A 22715-nucleotide genomic window follows, 5' to 3' on the forward strand; every position below is an offset into this window, starting at 1 on the left:
AGCCAGGTCATTTGATCTATCAACCAAAATGGCTGCATGATTTAACTGAGTATTAAATTAAAGTTGTGAGAAGATACAAACATATGATTGACCAAAGAGATAATCATGATTCACAAGTACTAACTAGAGTGCTTTAGCTAATAAGTGCACAGCCAGAACTACTAATAATTAACTAAAACAACAAATTATTACTAACTGCATATTGCAATTAACATCTCTTATAATTATAATAAATATCTATCATGATATCTAATGAAATATAATTACTTCACTTATTGAAGGCTCTACATGTCTATGATTAAGAGCTTTTTAACTTTTAGCTCATTTACTCTAATATCTAGAATATTGGGTTTTATTCGTGATGCAACCATATCAGCTCTCTTGGGCACCAGCTATATGGCAGATGCTTTTTTTGTTGCATTTCGTTTACCAAACTTATTCAGAATGCTCTTTGCAGAAGGTGCAATGAGTGCAGCATTTGTTCCTCTATACACAGAAAAATATAACAACAACCCAGAAGAAGCAAGTAGATTTATAAATGAAACATTCTCAGCAATACTTTTAATCCTACTGGCAATTAGCCTTTTAGCATATCCATTTATGCCACAAATAATAAAAATACTTGCACCTGGGTTTATCTCTAACCATTGCAAATCACTGCTTACTATAAAACTTGGGCGTATAATGTTTCCTTATGTTATATTCATAACACTTGTGGCAACAGTAGGTGCAGGACTGCAAACCAGAAAAAAATTTGCTGCTATGGCATTGATGCCAATAATACCAAATATTCTTTTTATTATCTCCCCCACTTTACTGAATGGCAAACTTGATGTGCCAGAGGCACTATCATTTAGCTTTTTAATAGCTGGACTCATACAGTTGTTGTTTATGTTAATTGCTGCACACAAACAAGGACTAAAAATAAAACTAAAGCTACCAACAGCCCATGCTGATAATATAGCTTTGCTACACCGTATAGCACCAACCATTATTGGTGCATGTGTCACTAGAATTAATGTTATGATTAGTACATTTTTTGCAAGCATGGGAGCTGGCTCTGTGTCTTATATATACTATGCAGACAGATTACAACAAATGCCTACAGCATTAATTGGCATAGCAATGAGCTACATATTATTACCCAATATATCACAAAAAATTGCATGCGCTGAAACAGAAAAAATAAACCCTATGGTAAATGCTGCACTAAGTGCCAGTATTATCCTTTGCATACCAGCCATGATAGCATTTTTTATAATATCTAAAGAAATAGTTATTACTGTCTTTGGTAGAGGAAAATTTACTATAATTGATACAGAGCAAACAGCCACAATACTTCGAATATTTGCTGCTGGACTTCCTGCGGTAATTTTAACCAATATAATAGTGCCTATATTTTTTGCTTATGGCGATACAAAAACACCTGTAAAAATATCTTTCTGGTGTTTATTGTTAAATCTTTGTGGTAACATGACACTGGGCATAAAAATGAAGCATTATGGTGTGGCAATATCTATATCAAGTGCTGCTTGGTTAAATTTTATTATGCTAATACTCCAAGTAAAAAAGAAAAAATATCTTATTATAGATCAAAAAATACAAAAAATAATCAATAACACATTATTGTGTGGCACAATAATGGGAGTAAGTCTCTTGGTAATGTCAATTATTAGTCATAAATCATTTACCATGGAAACACCAAGTCTGTTGAGACTTTTATCTCTAGTATCAATTTGCTGTTTATCTGCAATTATCTACTACTTATCACTTTGGATCACAAAAACAATTAATGTAAAAGAATTTCTGCAATCCATAGCATAAAAATCAACAACATTTTTAATGCCTATCTATTAAAATATACAAAAATTAATGGAACACTTAACAGATGGGTGCAACCTGTCATCAGAAATAAAATATTTAATAGCTCTGATATGATAATTGAACTATTATTTTCAAAAATATATTACATTATAGAATATAATAATCTAATTATAACAAAAATCATAGATCTATGCTCAGAGAGAGCAAAAAATATAGCAACAAAAAAGGAAACTAAAAAAACAGCTGCAAAAAAGAAGTGGACTTAAACTATTCATTTCCCTACAGCATTGAAGAGATCTGTTTTGTGGTTTTGCACTTGAAATTGTAAGTCAACCTAATGAAAAAATACCTGTAAATCAACAAAATACAAATATTTTTTTGTGATTAAAATTTTCACTATCCAAGCTACTTAGTTAACAATAAAAATGAAGCATGCAATCACAGCACATAAACAAAGATGATAATGATAGATAATGATGATCTCAAAACAAACAGAAGTAACCAAACCCACAGATGCCGCAATAAAAGATGTTGAAATATATTGGGGTATAATAACCTGATGTGATGAAACAAACAAAAGGTTAGTCAACTTCCTAATCAGATAAGATTAGAAAAAGGCAGTCCAGATATAAATGCTACAATAAAAAATTTCAATATAGAAAAAGAGCCTGACAAGCTTAGCTTAACACCTAACACACAAAATGAGTAAAAATCTAAATAAATCAACACAGTATAAACTATTAAAATCTCTATAGGCAATCATCCCTAATTATAGGGAAACTGACAAATTTATAAGCAACATAATCTCATCAATAAATGCTTTGCATTATAGTAAAAATTTGCTTCATAGACTAATCTTGTATTTTAAAAACCCAGAGAATAAGCTTTTGCAAGAAGCAATGATGTGCCATATTTTAGTATGACTTCTTTCACATTTTTAAAAATTGTATATATTTCAATTTTCTAGTCAATGAATTTTAGTACTATTCATATCCAGCTAAATCAAAGATTTTTATGGAATATTTTATGCTATTTGATAAAAAATACCTACATTGCTAAAAAATTTGCATATAAACATATAAGAAAAGGTAAATAAATCATTGAGAATTATCTTATTGATATCAAAAATTTTGCAAGCATAAAAGCAAAAGAATGCAAAGTAAAACACAAAAATATCCAGCCATAATAGCCAAACAGGCACAAAGCTAGCATAGCATCAAGACCAAAATTAACAGCAAATAACTAGCAAAAACAATAAGGAGTCACAAACAAAGCATTGAAACCCATTAGCAAAGTGGATCAGCAATGAATTTGCCAAAATTATCAAAACCCCAAAGTCAACAGGACACTAGATATCAAATTTGATACTACACAAATTGTAATAAAAACATGACAAATGCATTGATAAAAATAGCAAACACCATAAATATATTTGTGCTTTAATATTGCTAATTATATATAATATAGCCAATGCTATTTCAAGCAAAATATAATATCTCACTAAGATTTTTGTTGGATTCTATAAAATGCTTAAATTGGAGATACAAGATAAAAAAATAATTATAAAATAGTTAAATATTTAGTTTATAAAAATATTGCAAATATTATATAATTGTATTAATATGTTAATATAATTATATAATATTAAACAACCATGAGATCAACATTTATAACACAAACATTTACCATGGCAACAGATCAAAACTATGTCACCAATCCAGTACAGTTAAAATTCTTATGTGAGAATGGATTGTTGCTATATACTCCCAATGCTTATAGAAATACAGATTACTCTGTAAATTGTTGTGCAGAAGAACAACAGATGGGCACAACAAAACAACGAGAATGGTTATTCAAACATGCCATTAGTGGTAACTATACTGAGGTATGGAAAGTATTAAGCAGAACAAAAGATTTAGCACAATGCACTAATGATCAAAATAACAATCTTGCACATTTTGCAGCAGTCTCTGGAAATATAGAGCTAATGAAATATTTGTGTTCTAGAGATGTTGATTTAATGGCTAAAAACAAAATGGGAAACACACCACTGCAAATTGCTATAACAACTGGAGAAAATCAACACCTTGTTCATTATCTATGGCAACAGCTGAGCAGCAGAAAATCTGATAGTGAAGATGATAATGATTTATCAAAACTAAAAGATAACAATGGCTGCAACATATTGCACTTAGCTGCTATGAGTTGTTCAAAAAATATATTAAGATATGTGCTCAACAACATAAAAAAATCTGATTCAGAAACATTCATACAATTAGTAAATGAACAAAACAACAAAGGACAAACCCCACTGCATCTTGCAACTAGATGCAATTCAGCACCATTAGTAGATCTACTGCTTGGCTATAATGAAACTTGCCTAGACAAACAAGATGATAATGGCAATACTGCATTGCACATAGCATCTGAGTTAAAAAATCATCAGATATTTGAAGCACTAGAGTTAGCTGGAGCTAATTCAGATATAGCAAATCAACAAGGAAATAAACCAAAAGAACCACAACCAACAAACACATTAACAAATGTAACAACTATTCCATTTACGTATCATGATTGTTGTACATTAGATTTTGATTTTTCTCTGCCCTCATTAATGTTTAATCCATTTACTATACACATTTAGCACAACATGTTACAACCACACATTATCAAATGTGTGGTTTTTATCTTCTGAAAATTTTCAAGATGAATTCTTAAATTTAAAACTCTAAAAAGAGATAGCAAGGCTATAAATTTGCACAATATGAGATTATATTTATGTCAAAAAAACCAAAAAATGATTGTTGATTTCAAAAAAACTTTACTTAAATTATATTATCTACAAAGAATATTTTTATCAAATTAGACAAAAACACAGCAAAAACAATAGCAATTTTCAGCAACAAAACACATGTCAAACAACCAGCACAGTAATTACTTCACAGCTAATATATTATAATCCATAATAGACCTCCAAGAAATAATATTATTATACAAAAAAACTCCATCTCCTTTACTATCTCTAGCTTTCACCTTGCCATCTTTTACCCTAATATCAGCAAAATACATTAAAGAAAAATCTTTTCTATTATATGAACAATTATTTTTGTTGATAATTTCTTCTGGATTGCTATTGTTGCAAGGCACCATTCCATCTTTGCCCCAAGCACCCAAATGACTAACACCAGCACTAACAATAGCAAATGCTGCTTCAGTTGAGTTACTTACATCAGGAGCCACATCAACAATACCACTAACATTGATAAACAATCCAGATTCACCACTTTTAATGCTGGTTTTCGTAAACTTAGTTAGCTTTGATGATACTACATAAATTAATTTATAACCCCATGCATCAACACCTTTAATTCTATTACCAGACATAGAACTAACAGGCAATGCACCAACCACAAACTCTGGCAATCCATAACAAGCAACATCTCCTGTAAGCTTAGAAGAACAATCACACTGAGTCTCAGTGTAATTATCATCACTTGGATCAGCTGGACAAGGTAAGCGACCATTAACAGCAGCATATTCCATTAAAAATTTTGCCGCTAAATCCACATCTGATCTTGTTTCCTTAATTTTTACCATACTAAGATATAATCCAACATTAACAAGAGTAACAGTCATAACGATACCCATAACTGCAAGTGCAATGCTAATCTCTATAATAGAATAAGATGCTTTAATTTTTTTTTGCACTAAAAGCCTTTTTAATTTTAACATCAACACCATAGGGAACAAACTTACTAATATCACCGCCCATAGCAGCAATTCGTTTTACAAAAGTTGATGATATGTATTGATGGTTTAGTGATGTGGGTATAAAAACAGTTTCCAAATCATCATTCAACTCAGAGTTAATAACACTCATTTGCAGCTCATAACCAAAATCATTTGCATCTCTAACGCCCCTAATCACAACACAACGTTTATTTCTCCTCATATAATCACTCAACAAACCACCAAATGACTCAATGCTTATCATGTTGTCCATATTTTTTAGTGCATTGTGCACTATTAACAATCGCTCTTCTATAGAAAACATTGTCTCTTTATTGGTGTTGATAGCAACTGCAACAACAACCTTACTAAAAATTCTCAGCGCCCTCTTTACTACAAGAACATGACCCATGGTCATTGGATCAAAGCTACCAGGAAACACAACAACCGAAGCAGACAAAACAAAACCCAACAACTAAAAATTCAAACTATCACAAAAACACATATTATTCAAACAAACATTTAAACAAACAAAAATGTTCAAAACAATATCTATTGAATCTGAAAAACAACCACAAACAAAAAAACTACTACACTCACAATATTTTTAAATTTTATACCAACATCAAAGCCAAGCAAAGCACCAACTACATCCAACACACGTGATTCAACACTATCCACACTGTCACGCACCAAGCTACTAAACTCCCTAGATGCTCCACCAAGCAAACCACCAACATTCCTATCTTCAATATGCTGAATCCAACGATAGCCAGCAATTGTCCAAAGCCTAAACAACCATGACCTAGACTCATATTTGTCTAAACCATGGTGTTTAATCTCACCACCAGCAAATGCAACGCTATCCAAGACATCCAGTAAAATTGTTGCATGAGGATTAAGACCAACAAAATGTTTGTGTGCATCTAAAACAAAATTAAGCATCACAGCCTGCATAATACAAACATCAACACCACCATCAAAACCACTATGCTCAAATACATTAGGGAAGCGGCTGTTCACAAAGCTAGCTATTTTATAACCCAGCCTAACACAATCAGAATTAGGCTGAGCATAAAAAAACACTCCATCATTAAAACCAAGAAGGCTAGCTTCACCCAGCTCAATAGCCATAGCTTTATTTAATAAGTCTCTGGTTTCATCCTTAATACTCTCATCATGCATTAAATCAGATAAAAAATCACGAATAGTGGGATCATCCCCATAATCATTTTTTGATCTCAGCAACATATCTACCACAACACCAGAAAAACACTGATAGGCAACAGTAGAATCTACAAAACGATCACAAAGAACCACTACACCACGCTCCAAAGCTGGAGTAATAACACAATTAACATGTTCTATTCTAGATGCTATTTGCAATAAAATTTCTATCTCATTTTTTACTGTTACTTTCTTGAGAAAACCACGGATTTTCTCAGAAAAATCACAACCACCAGGCTCTCTGGTGATACAAACATCAAAACCATGATGCTTTAAGTTTTTATACAATCTTCTTATCTGGGTTGTTTTTCCAACACCATCCATACCATCAAAAGTTATAAAAGCCATATAAGCACACCATATATGTGAACAAAAAATGGATTGCATGCCATTAAAAACATGTCTTTGTCAGCATACTCACAAGCAAGCAAGCCATGCTTTAAATAACGACAAAATAGTAAATATTTTCTTTATATTATAACCAATCTAACCACTAGCAACAACATTACTATTAATAGGCTTTTTAGCTAAAGATAAAGTTATGATCTTGGCAATCAAATCATCAAAACAAATACCAGCATTAGCAGCCATTATGGGAATCAATGATCTTTTTGATAAACCTGGATTGGTGTTTATTTCTAGTAGAAAAAGTTTGTTTTTCTGTGTGTTATAGCGAAAATCAACACGCGACAACACCTCACAACCACAGGCATTGTGTGCTTTTATTGTATACAAATGCAACCTGTCCAAAACATCTTGGGGAAGGTTAGGTTTTACATACTGTGTGCTGCTGTTTTTATATTTTGCATCATAATCAAAAAATTTACTATCTGGCAGCACAATCTCAAGTGGGCCAAGATATTGATCACCCAGAACACCAGCTGTTAGCTCCCTGCCATGTATATACTCTTCTACCAAAAAATCACCTTTAGGAAAATTATTGATATTTCTTATATGATCAACAAGCATTACATCCAAACTAGAGCCACCAAAAACAGGTTTAACCACATGTGGTGGGGGTATATCATCACAACAACCAACTCCCAAAGAATTAACAACACAGCCAAATGGTGTTGGTATGCCAGCCATACTACAAATAGCCTTAGTAGTTGGTTTATGCATACAAATAGCTGAAGACATAACACCAGAGTGTGTGTATGGTATGTTGAGAAATTCACACAAACCCTGTAAACAACCATTCTCACCCATGCCACCATGGGTAGCTAAAAACAATATATCTGGCTTGGGGGTAATTTTAGCTAACTCTAAAAAAAAATTATCCCGTATATCCAAAGAAAAAGTTTTATAACCCAAGTTCAACAAGGATTTCTCAACCATTTCTGCAGAAGTCAAAGAAACAAACCTCTCTGGTGAGTCACCACCCTTTAGCAACACAACGCAAAGCATTAACACCAAACCAGTAAAAAAACATAATATTATGCTAGCATAAAAAACATATAGCATAAATAAATAATCCACGCCCTAACAAGACAAGATATTGAATGATCTTAAAAAAACATTTTCTCACAAAGTGTGTTTATGGCTAATATAGGCAATTAATCTACTTAATAAATTAAAATGGCAGAAATAGATTTAACAAAAAACAATCTTACTGGAACCGATGAAGTTGGCAGAGGGTGTCTAGCTGGTCCAGTCTTAGCTGCAGCAGTTTCCCTAAACCCAGACAATATACCAAGTGGAATTAAAGACTCCAAAAAACTAACAGCAAAACAAAGAGAACTGCTTTATCAACAAATAAACACAACAGCACTAGATATAAGCATACATGCTGTTACAGTTGCAGAGATTGAAAAAATAAACATTTTAAATGCCTCTAAAAAAGCAATGCACATAGCTTGTCAAAAACTAAAAATAAAATCAGATAAAATACTGGTTGATGGAATACACAAACCAAAGGATACTAATTTCTACTATCCAATTCCCCAAGGAGACTCAAAAATCCTAGCAATAGCTGCTGCATCAATAGTTGCCAAGGTAACTAGAGACAAATTAATGCAAAAACTACATAACAGGTTCCCAAACTATGGATGGTTTTACAATAAAGGCTATGGAACCAGTGAGCACACTAAAGCCATCATAAAATTTGGCATTACAACACACCACAGAAAAAATTTTGAACCCATCAAATCAATGTTGAAAAAATGCATAATTAAAAACAACATGCAGTCATGATACAGAATGCATAAACTTCTCATTTTACTTCTTCTTGTTACCCATAAGCACTCCTTACATTGTTTGACTAATTATGAAATAAAAATTTTATAGATACCAAGCAAAACGCTATCAACAAATCAATTTTGACATCACTGATCATTTTAACAAGAGCAACACTAAAGCTATTGTCTAACTCTTGATACAAAAAGAAAAATTTTGAGAAAATATTTTTGCCAAAAAATAATTTATAGACCATGCAGCATGACCAACAATAATCTTTAAAGATTAAGCAAATACCTGTAGTGAAAAATAAATTAGCAAATACTGTATTTTAAAAAACCATAGAAAATCAAATTTTTAATTTTCATCTGTTAATTTTAGCCAGAGGGTATTTGTATATGATGCAAATTTTTCAGTATCTTGGATTAATCTGAACAACAATGCAAAAACCATACAATACAGACCATAGTTCATGTTCAATAAAAATTTCCCGATTATCTTTATAGGGTCAAAAAACAAATGTTTATATTGTGGCTTATTTAAGAGTGTTTCTAAATCTGTTGGTTTTTAAAAAATAGACAAATGAGTCAGATTTTGTTAAAAGTATGTGGATTTTTTGGGGAAAAAATGAATAAACCAGGTTATTTAATGCACCATTATTGTTATATATACAAAGTTATTAAAAAAAATTCACAATATAATAAAATTATCCACAAGATGTGTATTTGTGATATAGTGACCCATCTCACTAGCAATTAAGCATTATTCTGTGATCAGCAATACATATAATCTGTTGATAAAAATATTTTTCCACAAAGTCACAGCCATTACTACAAATAAATAATAGATTTAATTATATAAATAATAGTTATTAGTATTGTTAAAAATAAGTTTATTGTTGAGCATATGGTTAGAATTAACAACAGTGCTCATTAATAATTAATACAAAACATTTTGCTAAATTTTGATTTAACTATAGATAAAATAATGCTAAGCTGTTGATAACAAACATAAAGATTATCAGTGCTTTATTTTAATTTTAAAATAATAAGGAATGTTATGTGCAATCGTAGAATGCTGCCACTCAAGAGAAACATATCATTTGAGTTTTTACAAAAACTAAAAATGGCTCTATAAAACAATGAGTCATGATAACAATAAAAAAATAAATTGCCTTATAACAAAGCATTACCACCCTGCCACCTTAGACAATATCTTTTAAATTTTGTAAAAATTTAAAGTAAACTAATAAAGTAAGAATTTCTCCTATAACACAAAACATTCAGCATCACCACACCAATCATGCATTTTTTTGATACAATGATGATTGCTAATTATTGTAGTTAATGTTAATTTGAATGTTTACAAATAGTTTATAAATATTAGTAATATACAATCATTGGCCAAGCTTTTAGCTATCTTCAAAAGAATTAGATAAATGTTTGCTAATTAACGTAAGTAAATTGTTGACAGTAGTAAATACTTTGATTCTACAAAACCCCCTCTGTTTTTACAGACTCACCCTAAGTTTTTTTTCAAAACTCAGAGGATGGATGTATCCTCAACAAAGTGGCAGTTTTTAAAAAAAATAAACACAACATTGATTTTATTACCATAAAATTGTTTTCATAAATCAATGATAGTGATATGTGTGATCAAATAAGTATCTAATCACATATAACACTAACTACACCAGTAATTTTGTTTATTTTGCTGAGATTTTTAGGGCTTGGGTTAAAAACACTGGCAACTTCTAGCTGTGTTGCTGTGCCATTGCTCATTAGTATATGAAAATACACTACATGTCCATTAGTAAAAACTGCTTTTTCTCCCAAAAGACTTCGTATTGTTTTTGCAATTCCTGCACTTGCCTGATTGTTTATTGTGATAATAATTTTTCCACTACATTTTGCAAGAAATAGCTTAAGTGGTTTAACAACAAAAGCAATAGTCCGCATACCACCATCATCATGATTAATTTTTACCTGTAAATAGAGCAAGGCACCAACATATAAGGTATCTGGAGATATGAGTTGCTCATCATATAGCACACATGAAACCATTCCAGTGTGATCAGCAAAAGATATTGTTGCTTGTTTTCCATGTTTAGATGGTTTGATTTTAAGAGTTGACACAACACCAGCTATGCTGGCTTGAACAAGCTTTTTATGTGCAATGTTACTAATAGGAGTAACACCTGCATTGGTTAATTTTTGTTGATAGTCCTCTATTGGGTGCTTTGTTAAATAAAATCCAAATGCCTCAAATTCATACTGCAACCGCAATTCTTCTGAAAAGTTATCTGTACCCCTTAACGTTGGTTTGCTTATGTTTACATCAAAAACACCATCAAACATACTTGATTGATTTTGGCTTTGTTCTTTCTGACAAGATGAGGCATATCCTATAAGTATGTCTATTGAATCTAGTAGTTGCCTCCTGTTTAAATGCAAAGAATCAAGTGAACCACTTTTTATTAAAGCTTCTAGTGACTTTTTGTTAATTTTTCCAGCTAAGCGTTTTACAAAATTAAAAACATCAGTAAAAAGACCATCCTCTTGTCTTTTGGTGCAAATTTCTTTAGCAGCAGACAAGCCAAGGTTTTTACATGCACTTAGAGAATAGCGAATACTTATGCTGTCCTCAATAGCAAACAATACTTCAGATTTGTTTATATCAGGAGGTAGAACGTTAATATTGTTAAGCTTTGCATCGCGACACAATATAAATAGTTTATTTGTATCATCAGCATCAAGTGACATTAGTGAAACAAAAAATTCTTTAGGATAATGTGCTTTGAGATATGCTGTTTGTACAGATATCATTGCATATGCAGTGGCATGTGACTTGTTGAAACCATATCCTGCAAATTTTGCAACTAGTTCAAAAATATAGGCAGCTTTGTCGCTGCTAACACCATTGTTAATGCTGCCCTGAATGAAAATTTCTTTTTGTTGATCCATTTCTTCTTTTATTTTTTTCCCCATTGCTCTTCGTAGCAGGTCTGCAGCACCTAGAGAGTAACCAGCCATTTTTTGTGCAATGTGCATAACTTGCTCTTGATAAACTATAATGCCAAAAGTTTCAGTTAGAATATCTTTTAACATGGGATGTAGGTAATCTACCTCTTCTATACCATTTTTGCGATCTATGTATCTGGGCATATTTTCCATTGGGCCGGGGCGATTTAGGGATATTAAAGCAATAATGTCTTCAAATGAGTTGGGTTGCATGTTGCGTAAAATATCTATAACATAAGCACTTTCCAATTGGAACAATCCTATATTGTTGCCAGTTGACAAAAGCTCATATGTGGTTGGATCATCTAAGTCTATTTTATTAATATCAAAATCAGGGCTGTTTAGACGAACAGCTTCAATGACTTTTGATATCATGGTCAGTGTTTTTAAGCCCAAAAAATCAAACTTAATCAAGCCAGCTCTTTCTACATATTTCATAGAGAATTGTGTTAATAGGCGCCCAGTGTCATGGTCAACACAGAATGGAATAAGCTTGCTAAGTGGTTGGTGTGATATTACCACCCCAGCTGCATGGGTTGATATGTGTCTATGTAAGCCCTCTAGTTTTAATGCATTACTTATCAGGCGATCAACAACCTCATCACTATCTCTTTCTGTGCGCAAGTTAGCATCCATATCCAGTGCTTCAGATAGTGTCACGGGATTGGATGGATTGTTTGGAACCATTCTACACAGTCTATCAACATGGTTGTATGACATTTGTAACACCCTGCCTACATCGCGCAATACACCTCTGGCTTGCAGAGTACCAAAAGTTATTATTTGTGCTACACATTCTTTGCCATATTTCTTACATATATAATCTATCACCCTGTCTCGTTTTTCTTGGCAAAAATCAATATCTAAATCTGGCATTGAAACTCTTTCAGGATTAAGAAAGCGTTCAAAAATCAAACCATACTTAATTGGATCTATGTTGGTAATTTGTAAACACCATGTAACAAGTGATCCTGCACCAGATCCCCTGCCTGGTCCTACAGATATACCATTAGATTTGCTCCAATTGACAAAGTCTTGTACTATCAAAAAATATGCTGAGTACTGCATATTAAATATAATATTTAACTCATACTCTAATCTCTCTGAGTATTTTTTCTTTAGTTCATTTTTTTTATCTTGAGACATCTTGCTGGAGAACAAATCATGGTTAAAACGATACTCTAAGCCTTTTGTTGCATATTTTTTTAGGGTATTGTCAGGCTGGCCACCATCTATGGAGGTGGGTAATATTGGTTTGACAGCATGGGGTGCAAAACAGCAACGTTTAGCTATTGCAACAGCATTCTCTGTGGCCTCTGGTATATCAGAAAATAGCTCCAGCATCTCATCCATGGATTTAAAGTAATATTCTTGGTTAAGGTGTGGGCGATTTTCATCTGAAACATATCGACCACTGCTAATGCACATCAGTGCATCGTGAGCTTCATAGCATTCTTTGTTGGCAAAAAATACTGCATTGGTTGCTACCAGTGGTAAGTTGTGCTGATAGGCGAGATCAATTAATAATTCATTATTTTCTTCTTCTTCTGGTAGACCATGTCGTTGTATTTCTACATATAGACGTGTATCAAAGGCTTGCATTAACATGGGTAGCACACTATTGTTAACCTTGTTTTTTGCACAGGCAGTCATTAACCCACTAATTGGATTGCCACCGAGCATAATTAAACCAGCATTTAGGCTAATTATCTCATCTAAAACAACAAATGGTTCTTTGGCAGATTTGATAAAAGACTCTGAAACAAGTTTAATAAGATTAAAATAACCCTGTTCATTTTTGGCTAAAAGCAAAATATCAAATTCTTTGTTATCAAATAGCATGCTTATACAGCAACCAATTATAGGCTGTATACCTTTTTTTACTGCTTTTTCAGCAAACTCTAGTGCACTATAAAGGTTTTTATTATCAGTAACTGCAACAGCTGGCATCTTGTTATCAACACAGAGATTTATCATTTGGTCTATGGATATAGTGCTGCTTAACAGTGAATAATCACTGTATGTTCTTAAGTGGATAAAATGCACTATAAAATATACACTAATAAGATATTAGTAAGATATTAGCAATTTTTTCTTAAAAGTACATAATTTATGTAATATTTATGCACTAAGATTGTGGTTAAAGTAAGAATAATATTTAGCATAAAATTGAAAATAAGTTTAAGAATTTAGGCAATAACTATAATTGGCTATTTCTAGCCAGCAATTATCTCCACTAGCTCTGTTGTAATGCCATCTTGACGCATACTGTTGCACTCCAGCAAAGTCTGTCAGATATATCATTTACAAACTATATATTATTTTTTTTAATAGTTTCTGAGCCAGCAATTATCTCCAGTAGCTCTGTTGTAATGCCATCTTGACGCATACTGTTGCACTCCAGCATAAGTCTGTCAGATATATCGCTAGCATTCTTGGAAGCATTGTCCATGGCTAGCATACGTGCACAATGTTCACTAACATAGTTGCTTATCATGTTTTGGTAAAGTTTACTTTTAAGCATTTGCCATGATAAGTTTTCAATAATACCATGGGAGCTTGGCTCATATGCAGTGACTGAGTACTCTTTTTGTGTGGGCGGTTGTGGAATTGGTAGTAAAATTTCACTAACAACCTTTCTTTCAACACTGCTAACAAAATGAGAGAATATCATGTGCACAGACTCAAATTTTTCACAAAGGAAAAAATTGGCTATTAGTGATGCCATGGTAACAAAATGCTCATATTTTGGATTTTTGGTCAAAGAACATTTATGTGGTATGAGCATAACATCAGATTTGTGTTTGGTTTGAATGTGTTTTTCTGCTTTTGCACCTATTGTAAATGCGCTTATTTCTTTGTTTTTATTAATCTCAATGAAGCTGTCAATGTTGTTATTAATTAATTGATTGAAATTACCACAGAGTCCTTTATTAGAGGATATACAAACAAGCAGCACCTTGTTGCTTGGTTTGTTGTTAAATAGTGCTGGTTTGTAAATATCAGGTGGTAAATCAATGTTCTGGAAATAATCATGAGCAACTCTTGTTAAATGCCTGTTGTACTCATTGGCACTAATTAGTAATTTATGGTAGGTTTGGTATTTAGAAGATGCAATTAGCCTCATAACACTGGCAATTTTTTTCGTTGCCCCTACGGTTTTAATTCTTTGTTGCAGTGCTTTAATGTCACCTTTCATGCCTCTTTTTCCTTCATAGCACTTTTGCTTTGATATCTTTGTGCTATTGATTTGGCAACTTTATGTAAAGTATCAATTGCTTCTTTATTTAGATCACCAGAAAAATCAATTTTCTGCAAGATTTCTGGGTAGCTAGAAATCATTGTTTCAATAATGTCTGTTTCAAAATTTTTAATAAGGTTGATTAAGATATTATCAAGATATCCTTGGACTCCTACAAATATTGCCACCACCTGTTTTGCTGGGCTCATGGGGGTGTTTTTGTTTTGCTTTAATAACTCAACCAAGCATGCACCACGTCTTAATAGTGTGCGTGTTTGTACATCTAAATCAGATGCAAATTGTGCAAAAGATTCCATTTCTCTTGCTTGTGCCAAGTCTAGCTTGATTGTTCCAGCAACTTTTTTCATTGCCTTTTTTTGTGCAGCAGAGCCAACGCGACTAACTGACATGCCAATATTAACAGCTGGTCTAATTCCCTTGTTAAAAAGCTCAGATTCTAGAAATATTTGACCATCTGTAATTGATATAAGATTTGTTGGAATGTATGCTGAGATGTCTCCTGCTTGCGTTTCAACTATAGGCAGGGCGGTTAATGAACCACCACCTTTTTCATCAGACATTTTGGCTGCTCTCTCTAATAGTCTAGAGTGTACGAAAAATATATCACCTGGATAGGCTTCTCTACCAGGTGGGCGGCGTAGTAAAAGTGACATTTGTCTGTATGCTACAGCATGTTTTGACAGATCATCATATACAACCAGTGCATGCATTCCATTATCACGAAAATATTCAGCCATAGTGCATCCAGCATATGGTGCAATATATTGCAATGGTGCTGGACTAGATGGCGGTATGGCAACCACTATAGTATATTCTAAAGCACCAGTTTTGCGTAAAATTTCTACTATTTTTGCTATTGTTGAGGCTTTTTGTGCAATAGCTACATAAATACAAAATATTTTATCATTTATTTTGCCAGTTTTATTGCACTCTGCTTGGTTGATGATAGCATCAATTGTGATGGTGGTTTTACCTGTTTTTCTATCGCCCACCAATAATTCACGTTGACCTCTGCCTATGGGAATTAGAGCATCTACTACTTTTGTTCCCGTGTGCAGTGGCTCATAAACTGAGCGACGTTCAATTATTCCTGGAGCAGGTCGTTCAATTGGCAGTTCTTCTTTTGTTAATATTGATCCCAAACCATCAATGGGTTCTCCCAGTGGATTAACAACCCTGCCAAGTAGCTCCATACCAACTGGAACGGTCACAAATTTTTCAGTACGCTTAATTACATCACCTTCTTTAACAGCATAGTCATCACTAAATAGAACTATACTTGTAGAGTTTGCATCCATGTTTAATACCATGCCCTTAACATTGTTTTCAAACTCCACTAATTCACCAGCTTTTACATTGTTTAAGCCATATGCTAAAACCACACCATCTCTTATAGAAAGTACATGGCCAGTTTCTTCAAAGTTAATTTTTTCCTCATATTCAGCCATATTTTTCTGAATTGCCCTAGATATTTCGGCAATATTTAGCACCATACACAACTCTATAAACTGATCAATTTACAATTTCTAACATACTAATTATTGTTAAGCAATAATAATTAAAAAAATCATTCATTGTAGCAACATTTTTTACCATATTAACCATATAAATGATTTTACCTATGTAATCCACTATTGTTATTATGCATTGCTACAGAATTGTAGTTGCTAATATTGTTTTCTTCTATTTTCTCAAAACCACTTAAACTACCACTAGAAAATTTATTTTTCAATTCTTGGACAAGTTTATTTTTTATCGTTATCTCTTTGTTTGTGCTGGGCAGGTTAGAAGAATGCTCTGATGGCATAGATGGTGCACTTGCCACCACATTATGTTTTGGGGTGGCTGTGATGTTTTTACTTCTTTCTTCTGCTTCATGTTCATAACCTGGTGTTTCAGCTTTTCCAAATTTTTGCTTTAATTCACTCATTACATTATTGTGTTCATTTCTTGCTTCTCTATCATGAGCAGTATGTGTATTGCCTAATGATACAGATGATGGTGCACTTGCCACCACATTATGTTTTGGGGTGGCTGTGATGTTTTTACTTCTTTCTTCTGCTTCATGTTCATAACCTGGTGTTTCAGCATTAAGTTTGTTAAGTTTTTTCTTTAGCATGTCTAGCATATGTCCATAATTTATATTGCCCAGTGTTTTCACTTCTCTGTTATGATCATTATGTGTACCACTTGATGATAATGGTGTTGTTGGTACTGCTTGTAGCTCAGGTGTGTTGTTTGCAGTTTCTATAGGGGCTATTGATTGTCTACGTGCTGCAAGCTTATTTTTTAATATTTCTCTTAAATTTTCCCTGTCTTCTTTTTTGACAATGTTTTTATCTGCTGCGATTTTTTGTTGACTAGGAGGATTGTGCTGCTTGGCGTCTTTTTTGCCAATACTTTTGTTGCTGTCTTGCCATTTAGTCTTTTGGGTTTTGATTTTTTTGTTTTGAGAAGCGCTGTCTTTGTACAGTGGTTTATCTACAGAAGGATTTTTAAGATTTTCAAAGTGATTTACCAAAGATAAAACGTTTCCTTTTTTTTTGTCGCCCAGTTTTGGGTGATTTGTTGCATTGCTGTCAGTGCTTGGTGCTCTGCAGCATGTGCTGTAAAATTTAATATTCACAATACCTACCAAAAGTTAGTTAAACAATATAAAGATCTGCTTTGTAAAAATTATGCAGCTTTTTGTTTGGGTTAGATTATTTCCTACTAATGGATTGTTCTGATAGGTTTTGCTTCCGTTCTTCTTGAACTTTTTGAGCAAAAGTGCTCTTAGTGTTATTTTGTGTTTGTTGTGTGATTGGTGCATTTTCATATACAGCATCTTCACCCTTTGTTAACTCTTTTTTTTCTTGTAATACTCTGTCTTGTGCTGCTTTATACATATCAGCCTGTGCTTTGTTGGCATTAGTAACATCAGTCCTGCCATTAGAAACACTGACAACCTGAGGTTTTCCCTGATTGCCAATTATTACAGATGAGTAATCAGAGCTGTGTTTTTGTGGCAAATCACCATTTACTCTTGCTCCACTAAAGTCTATTGATGCATAATTTGATACATTATCACTAGCTCTTCTGGTGTTACCGTGCAGCCCATCATAACTTTCATATATTGCATTATCAGCCATTTCTGCTTTATCTTGCACACTCCTTCTGGTGTTTTTTGTTGTTTCCTGAGAGGTTTGATATAGGTCATTATCAGTCATTTCTGCTTTATCTTGCACACTCCTTCTGGTGTTTTTTGTTGTTTCCTGAGAGGTTTGATATAGGTCATTATCAGTCATTTCTGCTCTTCCAGAAACCATGCTTTGCATATCTTTGTTGTCTGAATTGCTAAACATATTATATAAAAACACAAATGGTTTGCTAATAACATTAGTTACTGCCGTAAGAAAGCGTCTAAACATACCCACATCCTTATATCTTCTCTCTGGTATTGGTGGTGGATTTTGAGCTTCTGGATTAATTGTATGTTCTTCTTGATCTGAGTGATTGAATACAGGTTTGTTTACTGCTTTGCTTTTATTAACAGTAGCATAAATATTATCTGCATCAGTTCCCACTTCCACATTGGCTCTCTCAATGTCATCTACTTTTTGTCTCATATCACCAATAGTTCCAAATATACTTTCTCTTTCTTGGCTGTTCTCTGGAGTATTAATTTGATTCCCTGTGATATCTATATTTTCATACTCATTCTCTCTAAATTTTTTAGGGCTACTGCCTTCTATGTTAGTAGGATTGTATAAAATAGTAGAAAATTTATTATTTATTATCATAAAAACTCCTTAAATAAAAATTGCATATATTAACTAAGTGAATTCAATTGCTAGGGTGCTATAGATAAAATTTTTATTCCAGCAACAAATACAACATAGCTGTTGGTTTATAATCTTGTTGAGAGCACAGTGCCTTTGCCAGTAGATTTTTTTTCTGTTTGACTAGCAACAACATGTTCTCCATCAGTCTTGCTGCCAAGTTCTTTAACATTTTCTAGACCATTAAGATCATCATTGTTTATGCTTGTATATTTTTTTGTTATGCTCTGCTCTTGAGATGATTTTTTCTTTGTGTCATCTCTATTCACATGCCCACCAGAAGCACCAGCAAGATCATACAAATCTCTGTCATCTTCTTTTTTATCATTTGTGCCTGTGGTGTTTTCATGGCTGTTTGTCTCAGTGCTTGAGTTGGACAGCTTTTTTATATGATCATTAATATTAATTTGTCCACCAGAAGCACCAGCAAGATCATACAAATCTCTGTCATCTTCTTTGCCATTATTTGTGCTTATAGTGTTTTCATGACTGTTTGTCTCGGTGTCTGAAAATGGGCGTGAGATGTTTCGACCATGTTTTGCAAGCAATTGTTTTTTAATTTTAGAATCAAATGGATTTCTTTTGGGATCATGATGAATTTCCCCAACAAGCTGTATGCTGTGTGCTGGGATTTTGGATTTTCTTTTAGGCATGCCCCCTAGTCCTCTGGGTCTGCTGGGCAGTTCTGGTGCAAAAAGACCAAGATTAGAATCAACCTTTTTGTTTAATTGCGTTGTTTCTTTTGTAGCCTTTGCAGCATGTATATCTGCTTGCTCCTCTTCAGTAGTATACTCCTTGATAGTTCCTACTTCACTTAACTCTTGCCAATATTTATTATTGTTTGTGGTAGTAGCTGATTGTTGGTAGTTTGTATTTTCGGGCTTTATTAAGATTGGTTTGTTTTGCTGTTTCTGAGTATTAATTTTTTTTCCTTGCATAATTAACTCCTAAAATTAGATTTATATATTAACAATTAGAGACTTCTTTTGGTTTTTTGTTGTTATTCATTCCATGTGAGGAGTTGATGCATCTAGTTGTTTGTTTTGCTTGGATTTTTGTTTTGCTGCATGAGTGGTTTTATATTTGATGGAATCACGGGTTTTGGTGCTAAAATTTTCGTTTTCTCCCCCCATGTGTTCCTTAATTTGTTTTGCTGTATCTATGTTGGCAAAATGTTCTTGATGTGCTACATCATATTTTTTTGTTTTTTTCATAAACAGGCTTGAAAAAAGTATATTTATAGCATTCTTCAGTCCAGATAAAAATTTAGATAGTGCACTTCGTTGTTCAGGTATTGAGTAATTGAGATTAAAATTATCTGTTTCAATTTCGCTATCTTTTTTTACAGAAAATGTCTCATTCTTTAAATCAGCTTTATTAGATTCATTTTTGTTATTATCCATGTTGTTTTGATTGCTTTTTTGCCCAATGATCTCTTTTGTGCTATTTTTATCATTTTCTATCATAAAATACCTTTTTGTTTTGTTTGTGTGAGGCTTATTTGATTAATTAGTTTATAGTTCTATCTGCCCTTGATTTTTTTTACTTCTTTCTTGGATTATTTGCTGTGTGTAGCTATGTTCTGGTTGTTCTTTGGGTTTGTTATCAGGCGCTATATGCACTCCATGTTTGTTAGGCTTTATTGTGTCATATACCACCTCCTCAAGCCCACTACGATTTACATCACCTATATTCTCATAGACTGGTTCCTCAAGCCCACTACGATTTACATCACCTATATTCTCATAGACTGGTTCCTTAAGTGCTTCACTCATATCTTCATACACTGACTCCCTGAGTGCCTCCATATTATTATTTACTGATTTCATGGCCATATACATAGTTTTATATGCTGACTCATCTTCATCTGGAGCACTGGAGTTTGGTGAATCACTAACATCACCTATCCTAGCATAATGATCATCTTCATCTGGAGCACTGGAGTTTGGTGAATCACTAACATCACCTATCCTAGCATAATGATCATCTTCATCTAATATCTCTCTGATTTGATGCTTGGAATGTATGATATTACTATCATCTAACACCATACCATAAATGGGATTAGAAAAAGCATTATAGTTACTTTGTTTTTTTTCTGATTTGCCAAGTAATTTAATATTACCTAATCTTTTTTTAGCATTTCTAGTTTTGTTTTTTACTGCATCAAAAAGATTTTCTTTTTTGTTGTTGTCTTTATGTTCTTTGTTTTCAGACTCTGCTGTTAAATCATGGTTTTTTTTTATATAATTTACAGGGTTAGCTTGGTGTTTTGTGCTTACAGGTGTATGGTTGCCTGCATCGTCATTTGGCGAAAAGATAGGAGTAGAAGTGTGTTTTAAATTCATAAGTTATTACTATTGTTTGTTTGATTAATGTTTAATTTCTTTGTTTGTATTGCCAATAGCTTTTTTAGACACTAGTCCCTTTGTCTTTAGTTTGCTGTTAGGCTGTAATGCATTTTTTGACTTGTTGCTTGACTTGTCATGTTGATCATTTTTTATCTTATTTGGTTTAGATTTTTTGTTGTTTTGCACATTGTGTTTATTGGTGTTTTGCATGTTTTCATTTGCTGAGATGGCAACATCAACAACACTGTTTTTCACACCCTTAAACCAATTAAGTAGTTTTTTTGTAAGCTTAGACAATTTTGATTCCTGGCTTTCTAGTTCTTCTGTTAAATTTAAACTATTCTTTTTTTTATCTATTTCTTTATTGCTCATATATAGTTTTGTTTGTTGTTTATTTAATTAATATGACATTTTTTTATTAAAAATTTATTAATAAATTAGTTAAATATTTAATAATAATTAATGAATTTTAATAAAATTTGCTTTACTAAGTAAAGTATGACAAAGTATTTTGATAAATTTTATTTTTAGGTCTAAGGGCAATGACCAAGCTGATAGTGGCTAACTGGAAAATGAATGGTGGTGTATCAATGATTAATGAGTATATCAGTGTTTTTGTGGATTATGTAAATGACAGTATAAAACTAATTGTATGTCCACCATACCCATTGCTACAGCAAGCAAGAAAAATTTTTAACAACACAATAGCAGTTGGTGCACAAAATTGCTCACAACAAACATATGGTGCTTTTACTGGTGAAGTGTCATGTTCATTGCTTAAAGAAGTTGGTTGTGACTTTGTGATTGTTGGGCACACAGAACGACGTGTGTTGTTTGGGGAGAATAATCAGATAATAAAAAATAAAATAGATATTGCAATTAAACATCAAATTCAACCAATTGTTTGTATATACAAGGAAGATCATAGTACTGATGCAAAAGCACTAAATAATATTGTCAATCAATGTCAAGAGTTGGGCTTACATAATGCTAATGATGTAATAGTTGCATATGAACCAAAATGGGCAATTGGTACAAATATTACGCCAGATATAAATCATGTTAAAGTGGTGCTAAATACAATCAGACAAGCAACATCACTACCAACAATATATGGTGGATCAGTTAATATGGACAATATTGGTAAGTTGTTAGATGTATCAGATGGATTGTTGGTTGGTGGAATGAGCACAAAACCCTATGTTTTTTATAAAGCAATAAAATCTGCTTGCAAAAACCTAGGTAGTAATTAGTCTTTTAATCTAAAATATACTTAGAAATCATTAATGCTAGTAGCATTAGAATT

The 22715-nt window shown here is 32.8% G+C and carries 17 protein-coding genes; 4 read left to right on the top strand and 13 right to left on the bottom strand.

Annotated features, from left to right (window positions below; translation table 11 throughout):
• The first annotated feature begins 288 nt into the window (after positions 1-288).
• Positions 289-1824, top strand: coding sequence for a murein biosynthesis integral membrane protein MurJ (murJ, locus tag AABI72_RS01030; RefSeq protein ID WP_338363574.1), 1536 nt, complete (start codon positions 289-291; stop codon positions 1822-1824).
• Positions 1825-3478: 1654 nt separating this feature from the next.
• On the top strand, positions 3479-4468 hold the full coding sequence (locus AABI72_RS01035; RefSeq protein ID WP_338363576.1) for an ankyrin repeat domain-containing protein: 990 nt from the start codon (positions 3479-3481) through the stop codon (positions 4466-4468).
• Between the two features lie 290 nt (positions 4469-4758).
• Here the strand turns inward: AABI72_RS01035 and AABI72_RS01040 are convergent, their stop codons facing one another.
• The 4 genes from AABI72_RS01040 to AABI72_RS01055 all read right to left on the bottom strand — a co-directional run bounded on the left by AABI72_RS01040 (position 4759) and on the right by AABI72_RS01055 (position 8244).
• Positions 4759-5556 carry a type II secretion system protein gene (locus AABI72_RS01040; protein ID WP_338363578.1) on the bottom strand — a complete coding sequence of 266 codons (798 nt, stop codon included), beginning with the start codon at positions 5554-5556 and terminating at the stop codon, positions 4759-4761.
• Positions 5516-6013, bottom strand: a complete 498-nt coding sequence (gene coaD, locus AABI72_RS01045; protein ID WP_338363580.1) for a pantetheine-phosphate adenylyltransferase — start codon at positions 6011-6013, stop codon at positions 5516-5518. Before coaD ends, AABI72_RS01040 begins: the two co-directional genes overlap by 41 nt.
• 92 nt (positions 6014-6105) lie before the next feature.
• Positions 6106-7128, bottom strand: a complete 1023-nt coding sequence (gene tmk, locus AABI72_RS01050; RefSeq protein ID WP_338363582.1) for a dTMP kinase — start codon at positions 7126-7128, stop codon at positions 6106-6108.
• 138 nt (positions 7129-7266) lie between these two features.
• On the bottom strand, positions 7267-8244 hold the full coding sequence (locus AABI72_RS01055) for a D-alanine--D-alanine ligase (protein WP_338363584.1): 978 nt from the start codon (positions 8242-8244) through the stop codon (positions 7267-7269).
• Between the two features lie 114 nt (positions 8245-8358).
• Between AABI72_RS01055 and AABI72_RS01060 the strand changes: the two genes are divergently transcribed.
• Entirely contained in the window at positions 8359-8973 is a 615-nt protein-coding gene (locus AABI72_RS01060; RefSeq protein ID WP_338363586.1) for a ribonuclease HII, read from the top strand.
• A 1649-nt stretch (positions 8974-10622) separates the two neighbouring features.
• Here AABI72_RS01060 and dnaE read toward each other — a convergent pair.
• The 9 genes from dnaE to AABI72_RS01105 form a co-directional block, all read right to left on the bottom strand.
• Positions 10623-14021: a DNA polymerase III subunit alpha gene (gene dnaE / locus AABI72_RS01065; RefSeq protein WP_338363588.1), complete on the bottom strand. Its 3399-nt coding sequence runs from the start codon at positions 14019-14021 to the stop codon at positions 10623-10625.
• A gap of 265 nt (positions 14022-14286) precedes the next feature.
• The gene (atpG, locus tag AABI72_RS01070) at positions 14287-15174 is read right to left on the bottom strand and encodes an ATP synthase F1 subunit gamma (protein WP_338363590.1); all 888 of its coding nucleotides are present in this window, start codon (positions 15172-15174) and stop codon (positions 14287-14289) included.
• The gene (gene atpA, locus AABI72_RS01075) at positions 15171-16730 is read right to left on the bottom strand and encodes a F0F1 ATP synthase subunit alpha (protein WP_338363592.1); all 1560 of its coding nucleotides are present in this window, start codon (positions 16728-16730) and stop codon (positions 15171-15173) included. The genes atpG and atpA overlap by 4 nt, the downstream gene beginning before the upstream one ends.
• 122 nt (positions 16731-16852) lie before the next feature.
• Positions 16853-17863 (bottom strand): hypothetical protein, encoded by a 1011-nt coding sequence (locus AABI72_RS01080; RefSeq protein ID WP_338363594.1) that lies wholly within the window; start codon positions 17861-17863, stop codon positions 16853-16855.
• A 76-nt stretch (positions 17864-17939) separates the two neighbouring features.
• Positions 17940-19019 (bottom strand): hypothetical protein, encoded by a 1080-nt coding sequence (locus tag AABI72_RS01085; RefSeq protein ID WP_338363599.1) that lies wholly within the window; start codon positions 19017-19019, stop codon positions 17940-17942.
• 107 nt (positions 19020-19126) lie between these two features.
• Positions 19127-19996, bottom strand: a complete 870-nt coding sequence (locus tag AABI72_RS01090; protein WP_338363601.1) for a hypothetical protein — start codon at positions 19994-19996, stop codon at positions 19127-19129.
• 66 nt (positions 19997-20062) lie between these two features.
• The gene (locus tag AABI72_RS01095) at positions 20063-20524 is read right to left on the bottom strand and encodes a hypothetical protein (protein WP_338363603.1); all 462 of its coding nucleotides are present in this window, start codon (positions 20522-20524) and stop codon (positions 20063-20065) included.
• A 48-nt stretch (positions 20525-20572) separates the two neighbouring features.
• Positions 20573-21406: a hypothetical protein gene (locus tag AABI72_RS01100; RefSeq protein WP_338363604.1), complete on the bottom strand. Its 834-nt coding sequence runs from the start codon at positions 21404-21406 to the stop codon at positions 20573-20575.
• 24 nt (positions 21407-21430) lie between these two features.
• Positions 21431-21781 carry a hypothetical protein gene (locus AABI72_RS01105; RefSeq protein ID WP_338363605.1) on the bottom strand — a complete coding sequence of 117 codons (351 nt, stop codon included), beginning with the start codon at positions 21779-21781 and terminating at the stop codon, positions 21431-21433.
• 170 nt (positions 21782-21951) lie between these two features.
• Between AABI72_RS01105 and AABI72_RS01110 the strand changes: the two genes are divergently transcribed.
• The gene (locus AABI72_RS01110; protein WP_338363607.1) at positions 21952-22662 is read left to right on the top strand and encodes a triose-phosphate isomerase family protein; all 711 of its coding nucleotides are present in this window, start codon (positions 21952-21954) and stop codon (positions 22660-22662) included.
• Positions 22663-22715 lie beyond the last annotated feature (53 nt).

The organism is Candidatus Xenohaliotis californiensis, from assembly GCF_963930935.1.
Lineage (GTDB): Bacteria > Pseudomonadota > Alphaproteobacteria > Rickettsiales > CAWVOK01 > Xenohaliotis > Xenohaliotis californiensis.